Genomic DNA, 9,063 nt, shown 5'->3' with positions numbered 1-9,063 from the left:
ATCTAGTGCATGTCGCCCAAAAGTGCGCAGCGGTTTTGGGAAAACGACATGCATAAAAACAAAGACTTAAAGCGCGTCGCCTGAATCCGCTTCAGCGCGACGCGCTTTATGCCTGCGCCCGCGAAACGCTCGCCCGAAGCACAGGAGGGCAAATCGGGCCGCCATCCGCCCGGCCCGCACAAAAAGTTGACACGATTATTCAGCTATGTGCCAGTCCAGTCTGGAATTGTTCCAAACTATGGGCCATATTCGGCCTTAAGCTAATATTTTCGCGAGGATACCATGCGGCTCACGCGCCAGACCAATTATGCGATGCGCATCCTGATGTATTGCGCCGCAAATACCGACAGGCTGAGCCGCATCCCCGAGATCGCCGCCGCCTATTCGGTGTCGGAACTCTTCCTGTTCAAGATCCTGCAGCCGCTGGTCGAGGCCGGCCTCGTCGAAACCGTGCGCGGCAGGAATGGCGGTGTCAGGCTCGGCCGCCCGGCCGAGCAGATCAGCCTGTTCGATGTCGTGCGCGTAACCGAAGAGAGCTTCGCCATGGCCGAGTGCTTCGAGAACGACGCCGCCGAATGCCCGCTGGTCGACAGCTGCGCCCTGAATTCGGCGCTGCGCGAGGCGCTCAACGCCTTCTTCGCCGTGCTTTCCCGCTACACGATCGCCGACCTGATCGCCGCGCGCCCGAATGTGCGCCACCTGCTGGGCATCGACCTGCTGGAGCAGCGCGCGCCTGCAGCCTAGGCGGCGGACTGCGGCAACACGAACGGCACGCTTCCTTCGGGCAGCGCGCCGACCTGCAGCCTGCAGTCGAACACCTGTTCGATCAGTTCATCGTTCAGCACATCCACCGGTGCACCGGCTGCCGCCAGCTGGCCACGAGAGAGCACGAAAATCCGGTCGGCATACATCGCCGTCAGATTGAGGTCGTGCAGGATCGCCACCACGCCGCCGCCGCGCCGGGCGAAATCGCGCGCGATGTTCATGATGATGAGCTGGTGCTTGACGTCGAGGCTGGAGACAGGCTCGTCGAGGAAGAGATAGCGCGGCCGCCCTTCCAGCACCGGCGCCCAGACCTGGCAGAGCACGCGGGCAAGCTGCACGCGCTGCTGCTCGCCGCCGGAAAGCTCCTGGTAGAAGCGGCCGGCAAAGCCGTCGAGATCGACCCGCGCCAGCGCCCGCTCGGGCAAACGCGCATCCTCGCCAGGCAGCACGCCGGAGCGTCCGCCGATCAAGCCGAGACGCACGATCTCGCGCACGGTGAACGGGAAGGACAGCGCCGTGGCCTGCGGCAGCACGGCGCGCAGCGTGGCGGCCTCGACCGGCTTCATGGCCGACAGATCGCGGCCGTTGAGGGTGACGGTGCCGGTATAGGCGAGCTCGCCGGTCAGCGCCTTGAGCAAGGTCGTCTTGCCGGACCCGTTCGGCCCCACGATCGCCGAGACCTCTCCGGGCCGCGCCACGAAATCGACATGCGAGACGATGCGCTTGCCGCCGATCGTCACCGAAATGTCGCGCGCTTCGATCATGGCAAGCTCACAGATCAATGACGCCGCGCTTGCGCAGCAGGATCCACAGGAAGAACGGCGCGCCGGCCACTGCGGTGACGATCCCGATCGGCAGCTCGGCCGGCGCGACGATGGTGCGGGCGACCGCGTCGGCAATAAGCAGCAGCGATGCGCCGAGCAGCGCCGAGGCCGGCAGCAAATAGCGGTTGTCCGGTCCGATCGCCAACCGCAGGACATGCGGCACGACGATGCCGATGAACCCGATGCCGCCGCTGACCGCGACCGAAGCGCCGACCGCCGCCGACACCCCGACTATCGCGATGTATTTCAACCGCTGCACCGGGATGCCGAGATGGCCTGCGGTCGCCTCGCCCAACGCCAGCGCGTTGAGGCCGCGCGACAGGAATGGCATTGCGGCCAGCGCCAGGATGATCACCGGCCCGACGGTGCCGATCTTCGGCCAAGTCGCGCCGGCCAGCGAGCCGAGCTGCCAGAAGGTCAGGTCGCGCAGCTGCCGGTCGTCGGCCATGAAGATGAGGACGCCTGTCAGCGCCATGGCAAGGGCGCTGATGGCGATGCCGGCAAGCAGCATCGTGGCGACCGAGGTCCGTCCCCGGCGCGTGGCGATGGCATAAAGCAGCAACGTCACCGCGAGCCCGCCGAAGAACGCCGCGAGCGGCAGCGCAAGCGTGCCGAATGCGAGCGTGAAGGGCGCAAGCCATGTGGTGCCGAGCACGATGATCGCCACAGCGCCGAGGCTGGAGCCGGCGGAAACGCCGATCAAACCGGGATCGGCAAGCGGATTGCGGAACAGGCCCTGCATCACCGCGCCGCAGACGGCGAGCGCGGCGCCGATCAGCACGCCGAGCAGCACGCGCGGCATGCGGATGTCATAGACGATCAGCTGGTCGCGCGCGGCAAGCGCCGCATCCGCCGGCGCGGCCCCGGTGAACCAGTCGCGAATGACGCGAACGGCGGACGCATCCGAAGCGCCCGACGTCAGTGACAGGAACACCGAAAGGGTCAGCGCCAGGCACAGGAGCGCGATGGCGACCCTTGCCCGCGCCGAGCGATCGCCCTCGGCCGCCATCACCCTGCCCACAGCTGCTATGGACTGTTCGGCCATCGCCGCTCAGTCCGTGACCTGGTTGCCATAAAGCGCCACAGCAAGATCGTGGATCGCTTCCGCTGTCCGCGGGCCGAAGCCGAGCAAATAGCCGCCCCACATGCTGATCATCTTGCGGTTCGTGCCTGCCGGGGTCGATGCGACAGCAGGATTGGCGAACAGCTCGTCTTCCGAGATCGGCGGCCCGCCGCCTTTCATCGTCAGGATGACATCCGGCTTGGCGCTGACGATCGCCTCGTCCGTCATCCCCTTGTAGCCGGAAAAGCCCTCGACCGCGTTGACCGCACCGGCAAGCTTGATGATGCCGTCGGCCGCGGTGTCGCTGCCGGCGGCAAGGATCTTGCCGCCTTGGGTCGACAGCACGAACAGCACGCGCTTGCGGTCCTTGATCGAGGCCGTCTGCCTTTCGGCGGCCGTCAGCTTCGCGTCCGTCTCAGCGGCGAGCTTCTCGGCCATGGCCTCAACCCCCAGCGCCTTGCCGACGATGCGGATCTTTTCGAGGATGCCCTCATGGTTGAAGTGATCCGGCACCTCGATGAAAGGCACGCTCGATTTCTTCAGCACGTCGACCGCTTCTTTCGGGCCGCTGCCCTGCAGCGCCAGGATTCCGGTCGGATTGACCGACAGGACACCCTCGGGCGACAGCGCGCGCATGTAACCGACATCCGGCAGCGTCGCCGCCGCCTCGGGATAGGTGCTGGTCGAATCGCGGGCCACGAGACGGCCCTCCTCGCCGAGCGCGTAGAGGATCTCGGTGATCGAGCCGCCTATGGAGGCGATCCGCGAGGCGTCCGAAAAGACGGTCGTGCCTTCTTCCGCCTTGGCAGGCTGCATAGCGAGGGCAAGCAGGACACCGAGCATCGGCGTAAGCGCCGCGCGGAAACTGAGAACAAAGCGCATTGGGTCCTACCTTATGCAGCGGTGGGGCTGGGAATGCGCGGTAGGTTCTCGGCCAGGAAACGCCAGTCTTCCCGCTCGCCTTCGCCTTCATGGCGCTTGCCGAAGAACTGGATGATCATGCTGCCATTGGCATCGTAGGCCTCCAGCGAGGTGACATGGCCGTCCTTGGTCGGCTTGCGCACCGCCCAGACTTCGTGGATGTGGTCGGTCCTCAGATGCAGATGGAAGGTCTCGTCGAGCACATTGATCCATGGTCCCATCGGCTTGACCGACTTGATCGGGCCGGAATGGATCTGGATGCAGCCGCGGTTGCCCACGAAGCACATGATCGGCATCCCGCCTGCAGCGGCGTGATGGAACATGGCGCTTACCGCATCATTGTCGAGCAGCCAGGCATAGTCCTGCCCCACCATACGCACCGCCTCGCGACGGCTGAGCTTCAGCGTCTTCAGCATGCCGAAGAACTGATGCACATCGGTCAACCGGCTCCAGCGGTCGCGTAGGTCGCCGATCGAGGCGACCGAACCCTGCGCCTCGCCCTCCCCTTCCGCGGCGCTTGGGAGGATCGCGACGGTCGGCTCCTGGTTCGACGATTCGAGGCTCGCCACCAGCTTCTGGTAGGCATAGAGGCTGGATGCGGGCTTCAGATGCACCTTGTGCACCGCCTCGCCCGCAGCGTCAAAGAACTGCAGGCTGCGGCGGATTTCGTCACCCTCGCGCTTCTCGACGGCAAAGCCATGCGCCCAGACCTTCGGGAAGATGCGTAGGTCGATGTTTTCGCCAAGCACCATGGCGTTGTGGTTGCCGGTCACGACCTTGTCGTACACGCCGATCTTCTCGTGCACGGCGCTTTCGTTGCGGGTCAGCGCCATCACCTCGCCGACCGCCTCGAGGCCGGTCAGAAGGTCGTTGACGCGCGGCTCGACTCGCACCGCGCCGATGCCGCAATGCGCCGCGACCAGTTCCGCTTCCGAAATGCCCAATTGCGCCGAGAGATCGCGCTCCCGCATTTTCGGATTTTCTTCTCGCGCCCGCCGGATTTCCTCCGGCGACGGCTTAACGCGCTGGTCCATGTCGTCCACCTGTATTGCCTGATGTTCGTCTATCGCCCGCCGATGGCGGTCACTTGTTGAGGATCAGCTTGCCCTGGCGGGTGATCTTCAGGCGGTAGAGCGCGCCATGATGCTCGATGCCGATCTCATGCTCGCCCTGGAACAGCGTGTTGCTGGAGAGCGTCCTCACCGCCAGCGGCACCCGTTCGTAACGCATCTGCGTCTCTTCCGGGCGGCGGACGCGATAGCGGAAATCGTTGGGATTGTGCGTGTTCATCGGGTCGGTCCCTTTCCTCTGACGGCCACCGTGGCCGCAGCCTCATAAAATGCCGATTCAATTCTTGACTCGAATAATCATGTTTACTAGTCAGTGCATTACCGGACTAAATGAGTCAACATTTAAGACGCCGGACGTGATCAAAAATGAGAGCGAGCCATTGGCCAGCCAGCTACGAGCCTGAAAATCTGGAGTTGGGGCATGGGGTTGGTGACTTGGGGACGAACGGGCCTGGCGGGCGAGAACGCGGGTCCGAGCTTCCGATCGATGGCGAGCGGCATTGCCATCTTAATGGCCGGAGCGGCGGCGATCGCGCTCAGCGTATCGGCGGCAAAAGCGCAACAGGCCACGCAGCCAGCGACCAGCCAGCAGGCCGATCAGAAAAAGAAGGCTGACGAGAAGGCCGCCGCCGAAGGAACCTTGCTCGACAAGATCCTCGTTATCAGCCGCACCGGCGAAACGGCGATCCAGTCGCTGGCCTCCGCCAGCCATGTCGACCAGGAGCAGCTCGACCGCCGCATGGCGACCACGCCCAACGAAATGCTGCTCGGCGTGCCCGGCGTCGCCGTGCAGGCCGACGCGCGCCGCGTCTCTTCCAGCATCAACATCCGCGGCCTGCAGGATTTCGGCCGCGTCGCGGTCATCGTTGATGGCGCCAGGCAGGATTTCCAGCGCTCGGACCACGGCACGCAGTCGACCTTCTATGTCGATCCTGAGCTCATCAAGTCGGTCGACGTGATCCGCGGTCCGGTCGCCAACACCTACGGCTCCGGCGCCATCGGCGGCGTCGTCTTCTTCGACACCAAGGACGCCGCCGATTTCCTCAAGCCGGAAGAGACCTGGGCCGGCTCGCTGACCGGACGCTACGAGAGCAACGGCAAGGGCTGGACCCCCAGCGCCACCGGCGCCTACCGGATCAACGACAACTGGGATGTTCTCGGCAACATCGTCTACCGCGACTATGGCGACTATAAGAACGGCGGCGGCGACACCGTTGCCGGCACCGGTTTCGATGTGCTGAGCGGCCTGCTCAAGACCACCATACGCCCGACCGAAAACAGCGAATTGAAGCTTGGCTGGGTCGGCTCCAAGGATGGCTGGACCGAGACCAGCGGCGGCGTGCCCGCCAACGACGTCGACCTCAAGTCGAACACCTTTACCGCCCGCTACAACATAACCGACGATGCCAAGAGCTGGCTCGACCTCCACATCAACGCTTCCTACAACAAGACAGTTCTCGACCTGACGACACTCACCGCGCAGAACCGCTTCGATCCGACCACCGGCCTGCCCGTGATGCTGCCGCCCGGCTCGCTGTCGACCTTCGATGTCGGCACGACCGGCATCGACATCTGGAACACCTCGCGCTTCGAGACGGCGAGCGTCGCGCATGAGCTGACCTATGGCGGCGACTGGGTTGGCGACGATGTCGATACCGGCGGCAGCGCCGGCGGCGACAGTTTTTATACACCGTCGGGCAAGCGCAACGTCTCCGGCGCCTACATCCAGGACAAGCTGACCTGGGAATGGCTCGAGGTCACTGGCGGCCTGCGCTACGACAACTACAGCCTGAAGGACGATACGAACGAGACCTCCGGCGACAGGGTTTCGCCGCGCATCACCGTCGGCGTCTCGCCCTTCGAAAGCGCCGGCCTGGCAGGCCTGCAGTTCTACGGCACCTATGCGGAAGGTTACCGCTCACCCTCACTGACCGAGACGTTGATCAGCGGCAACCATCCGGCCGGCGTCAGCTTCCCGTTCCTGCCCAACCCGAACCTGAAGCCCGAGACCGGCAAGACCGTCGAGTTCGGCGTCAACTACAAGCAGAACGACATCATCGAGGGCGGCGACGCGCTGCGGCTCAAGGCCGCCTATTTCAACAACAATGTCGACGACTACATCGACGGCGTGACGCTCTCGCCCTTCGACCCGACCAGCGGCTGCCCGTTCGGCCCGGGCATTCCGATCTGCTTCCAGTACCAGAACTTCGCCAAGGCCAAGATCAACGGCTTCGAGCTGGAAAGCGTCTACGACGCCGGCTGGGGCTATGCCGGCCTGTCGGCCTCGGTCATCAACGGCCACACCATCTCCTATGAGGGCGAGCGCGCTGATCTTGCCACCATCCCCTCCTCGCAGGTGACGGCGCAGCTCGGCTTGCGCTTCCTCGAGGACAAGCTGACCGTCGGCGGCGAAGTGCAGTATAACGGCAAGCCCAAGGGCAATCCGGTGGCTAAGGACTTCACACTGGTCAATGCCTTCGCCAGCTACCAGGCGACGGACAATCTCAAGCTCGACTTCCGCGCCGACAATCTGTTCGACGTCAAATACACCAACCCGCTCAACGGAAGCACGACCGCCGTCCTTTACGAACCCGGCGTCACGCTGAAGCTCGCGGCAACCATGCGCTTTGGAGGCTGAGCGAGACATGAAACGCTTGATGACATCCTTTCGTCTGCTGACCTCGACGTTCGCGATGTCGCTTGCGATGGTGCCGGCGTGGGCCCAGTCCGCGCCGGCCGCTGCCTCAGCTCCGGCTCTCAGCCTCGAGCTCAATGCCGCGCAGCCTTCGGAAAAAGGCTGCCGGCTGACCTTCGTTGTCAACAACGCGCTCGGCGCCGACCTGTCCAAGGCGGCTTTCGAGATCGCGCTGTTCAATGAGGCGGGCGTCGTCGACCGCCTCACCGTGCTCGATTTCAAGGACCTGCCGGCCGGCAAGACCAAGGTCACCCGCTTCGACCTTGCCGGCGCCGACTGCGGTAAGCTCAGCCGCGTGCTGATCAACAGCGCGACCGAATGCGCCGGCAGTGGCGTCGACCCCGCGGCCTGCATGCGCGCGTTGAAGACCTCGACCAGGACCGCCATCGCTTTCGGGGTCTGACAGGCTGTGGGCTTCGAACCGGCACGCAACGCCTTTGTACAAGCGCCGGCCGGCATAGGCCTGGCGCTGCTTGCGGTAACCGATCTTGATTTGACCGATCTTGATTTGACAAGGACGCGTCGCTTGCCGCAGGTCTCCTCGCGAGCCATGCAGGACATCGACCCCCTCCCCGACGCCGACAGCGAACCGGCGATCCCGCCGGCCGAGTCGCTCGCGCAGCGACGTCAGTCGGCGCAAGACCGCAAATGGCCGGTGGCGATTGTCGCCTCCGGCTTGCTCCATGTCGCCGCCGCGGCGGCGTTTTTCATCGCGCCCGCCGGAACATTCGACCCCCTGGACGCGATCCAGGCCGAGGGCAGCAGCCAGGCAGGCGCCGACGCCCAGGGCAGCGCCCTCAATGACGCGATGTCCGGCGCGGTGGATGTAACCTTGGTGGCGGACCCGCAGCCGGTTAAGCGCCAAGCAGTCCAGGCCACTCCGCCGGCTGAAGCGCCGCAACCGGCCAGCCAACCTGTAACGCCTCAGCCTCCGGCAGAAGCCGCCCAGGAGCCTGCTTCCACGCCCGATATCCTGACGGCCGCCACAGCGCGCCAAGACGATCAGAGCGTGCCCATGGCCGCCGAACAGGCGCCTGCGATCGAGCCGCAAAGCGCCGACGCGTCGCCTGCCGAACCCGAACACCCACCAGCCCCGGCCGCAACGTCGAGCGCACCGGCAGGATCAGGCCAACCCGTTGAGACGCGCGGCACGGAAACAGCGGATGGCGACGCACGCAATGCGCCGACCATCGCCAGCAAGGGTAAGATGAAGGCCGCAGCCGGCAATGCCCTGGAATCCCGCTACAGCGGCGAAATTCAAAAGAGGCTCGCCCGCGCCAACCGCCGCGTTTCGAAATCGGTCCAGGCAAAGGCCCGCAACAACGCCAGGGTGGTTTTCGTGGTCGCGGCCGACGGCAGCATAAGCGACCTGCAGCTCGCCGAAAGTTCCGGCTCCGCCGAGCTCGATCAATTCGCTTTGGCTCTGGTGCGCAAGCAGGCACCGTTCCCTCCCATTCCACCCGAGACGGGAAGATCAAGTTGGGTGTTCAAAGCGCGGATCGGTCCCTTTTGAGACCCGGTTGAAGCCATCCTGAACGCCACAATTCATGCAATTCGAAAGGAAACCAATGTACATCGCCATGAACCGCTTCAAGGTCCAGAACGGCTCTGAGGAAGCCTTCGAGGACGTCTGGAAAAACCGCGATTCCAGCCTCTCCGAAATGAAGGGTTTCAGGGAATTCCACCTGCTGCGCGGGCCGGTCAACGAGACCGAAGGCTACACGC

At 64.6% G+C, this 9,063-nt stretch carries 10 protein-coding genes; 5 read left to right on the top strand and 5 right to left on the bottom strand.

The window, feature by feature from the left end:
• Positions 1-282 precede the first annotated feature (282 nt).
• Positions 283-744, top strand: coding sequence for an iron-responsive transcriptional regulator RirA (rirA, locus tag EOA28_RS14745; protein ID WP_040982432.1), 462 nt, complete (start codon positions 283-285; stop codon positions 742-744).
• Here rirA and EOA28_RS14740 read toward each other — a convergent pair.
• Genes EOA28_RS14740 through hemP form a run of 5 tightly spaced genes read right to left on the bottom strand, consistent with a single transcriptional unit; the run spans position 741 to position 4,863 of the window.
• Positions 741-1,529: a heme ABC transporter ATP-binding protein gene (locus EOA28_RS14740; protein WP_127251554.1), complete on the bottom strand. Its 789-nt coding sequence runs from the start codon at positions 1,527-1,529 to the stop codon at positions 741-743. The genes rirA and EOA28_RS14740 overlap by 4 nt on opposite strands.
• A 7-nt stretch (positions 1,530-1,536) precedes the next feature.
• On the bottom strand, positions 1,537-2,634 hold the full coding sequence (locus EOA28_RS14735) for an iron ABC transporter permease (protein ID WP_127251553.1): 1,098 nt from the start codon (positions 2,632-2,634) through the stop codon (positions 1,537-1,539).
• 6 nt (positions 2,635-2,640) lie between these two features.
• Complete coding sequence (locus EOA28_RS14730) at positions 2,641-3,534, bottom strand: hemin ABC transporter substrate-binding protein (RefSeq protein WP_127251552.1); 894 nt, start codon at positions 3,532-3,534, stop codon at positions 2,641-2,643.
• Between the two features lie 11 nt (positions 3,535-3,545).
• Positions 3,546-4,607, bottom strand: coding sequence for a hemin-degrading factor (locus tag EOA28_RS14725; RefSeq protein WP_127251551.1), 1,062 nt, complete (start codon positions 4,605-4,607; stop codon positions 3,546-3,548).
• Positions 4,608-4,656: 49 nt separating this feature from the next.
• A complete protein-coding gene (gene hemP, locus EOA28_RS14720) occupies positions 4,657-4,863 on the bottom strand; it encodes a hemin uptake protein HemP (RefSeq protein ID WP_042644917.1) in 207 nt (68 codons plus the stop codon).
• Between the two features lie 201 nt (positions 4,864-5,064).
• On the opposite strand from hemP, the gene EOA28_RS14715 reads away from it, so the two are divergent.
• The 4 genes from EOA28_RS14715 to EOA28_RS14700 form a co-directional block, all read left to right on the top strand.
• Positions 5,065-7,281 (top strand): TonB-dependent hemoglobin/transferrin/lactoferrin family receptor, encoded by a 2,217-nt coding sequence (locus EOA28_RS14715; RefSeq protein WP_127251550.1) that lies wholly within the window; start codon positions 5,065-5,067, stop codon positions 7,279-7,281.
• A 19-nt stretch (positions 7,282-7,300) separates the two neighbouring features.
• Positions 7,301-7,741 carry a hypothetical protein gene (locus tag EOA28_RS14710; RefSeq protein ID WP_245463325.1) on the top strand — a complete coding sequence of 147 codons (441 nt, stop codon included), beginning with the start codon at positions 7,301-7,303 and terminating at the stop codon, positions 7,739-7,741.
• 6 nt (positions 7,742-7,747) lie between these two features.
• The gene (locus EOA28_RS14705; protein WP_245463326.1) at positions 7,748-8,851 is read left to right on the top strand and encodes an energy transducer TonB; all 1,104 of its coding nucleotides are present in this window, start codon (positions 7,748-7,750) and stop codon (positions 8,849-8,851) included.
• A 55-nt stretch (positions 8,852-8,906) separates the two neighbouring features.
• Positions 8,907-9,063: antibiotic biosynthesis monooxygenase (locus EOA28_RS14700; RefSeq protein WP_148670719.1), on the top strand; the 157-nt coding region annotated here is incomplete at its 3' end.

It is taken from the genome of Mesorhizobium sp. M2A.F.Ca.ET.067.02.1.1, assembly GCF_004023285.1.
In the GTDB taxonomy this organism is placed as follows: domain Bacteria; phylum Pseudomonadota; class Alphaproteobacteria; order Rhizobiales; family Rhizobiaceae; genus Mesorhizobium.
The sequence above is the reverse complement of the archived record's forward strand: the minus strand, read 5'-3'. Positions and strand labels throughout refer to the sequence as shown.